Genomic DNA, 1260 nt, shown 5'->3' with positions numbered 1-1260 from the left:
CTGCTCCTGCTCCTGCTCCTGCTCCTGCTCCTGCTCCTGCTCCTGCTCCTGCTCCTGCTCCTGCTCCTGCTCCTGCTCCTGCTCCTGCTCCCTCGGGTGCGCCGACAGGCTATACCTTGTGCGCGACAGAATGGAATCATTGTGGGTTCAGCGGCTCTGCCAATGTGGTGTACGGCGCCCGCACGACGTGGACTGCTCCCCGCACATTCACCGGCGGAGTGGCTTGCAACAACACCACTTTCGGTGATCCTCTGTCAGGTGTGGCCAAAGCCTGCTATGTGAGAACGGCCACGGCACCTGCACCTGCACCTGCTCCGGCACCTGCTCCGGCACCTGCTCCTGCTCCTGCTCCTGCTCCTGCTCCTGCTCCTGCTCCTGCTCCTGCTCCTGCTCCTGCTCCTGCTCCTGCAGGACAGCCCTCGACGTCGGTGGTTGCCCGACTGGAAGCCACCCGGTTGACCGGCCCGGCGCCGCTGGCGGTTCAATTCGATGCGACAGGCACAACCTACAGCGCAGTTGGCCAACACCCGTTCCACCACGTGCGATATGCATTCAACTTCGGGGATGACCGGGGTCAAACCTGGGCCATCTCTGGTCTTCCGAAAAATGTGCAGACCGGTGGTCCGCTGGCTGCTCACGTGTTCGACCAGCCCGGCACCTACCAGGTGCGTGTCCGCGCCACCGACCCCACCGGCGGTTACTCGGACAGGACGGTAACGATCGAGGTTCAGGACCCCAATGCCGTGTTTGCCGGCACCCAGACCATCTGTGTGTCCGCGGTGGCCAACTTCGCTGGTTGCCCCGCAGGCGCCTCCCAGGTGACTGCAATGCCTTCATCGGCGAGCTTCAACAATCGCCGCGTGCTGCTTCGCCGTGGTGAGACGTTCTCTTCCATCGGCGTTCCCCACGGTAGCCAGAACGTTCAGATCGGAGCATTCGGCACTGGCGCGAAACCCCGGATCAGCAGTGTTGAAGTGGGCGCGTTGGGGCCAACTTCCTCGGCGTTCCCGCGTGACATCACCGTCATGGACCTGAACATCCTTCAGCGCTTTGAACAGTACGTGACGATGTCGCGTCTGCTGCTCTACCGCAACACCTTCGAAGTTCCGACGGGTGAGTTCGTTGCAGCACAGATCAACATCGCCAGCGCGCTGGCCTACATCGTTCAGAACCACACACTGGCGCCGAGTGATTACATCCAGCCCCGCGAACTGTTCATTGTGGAGAACCAGCTGCGTGGCAGCACGGCCAATCCGCACA

At 62.5% G+C, this 1260-nt stretch carries 1 protein-coding gene; it reads left to right on the top strand.

The genetic code is table 11. The annotated features are described in order from the left end of the window. Positions 1–428 precede the first annotated feature (428 nt). On the top strand, positions 429–1260 hold an 832-nt coding region (locus HFL01S_RS25330; RefSeq protein WP_176579520.1), incomplete at its 3' end, for a PKD domain-containing protein.

The organism is Hydrogenophaga flava NBRC 102514 (assembly GCF_001571145.1).
In the GTDB taxonomy this organism is placed as follows: Bacteria; Pseudomonadota; Gammaproteobacteria; order Burkholderiales; family Burkholderiaceae_C; genus Hydrogenophaga; species Hydrogenophaga flava.
This window is presented reverse-complemented; position numbering and strand designations above follow the sequence as displayed.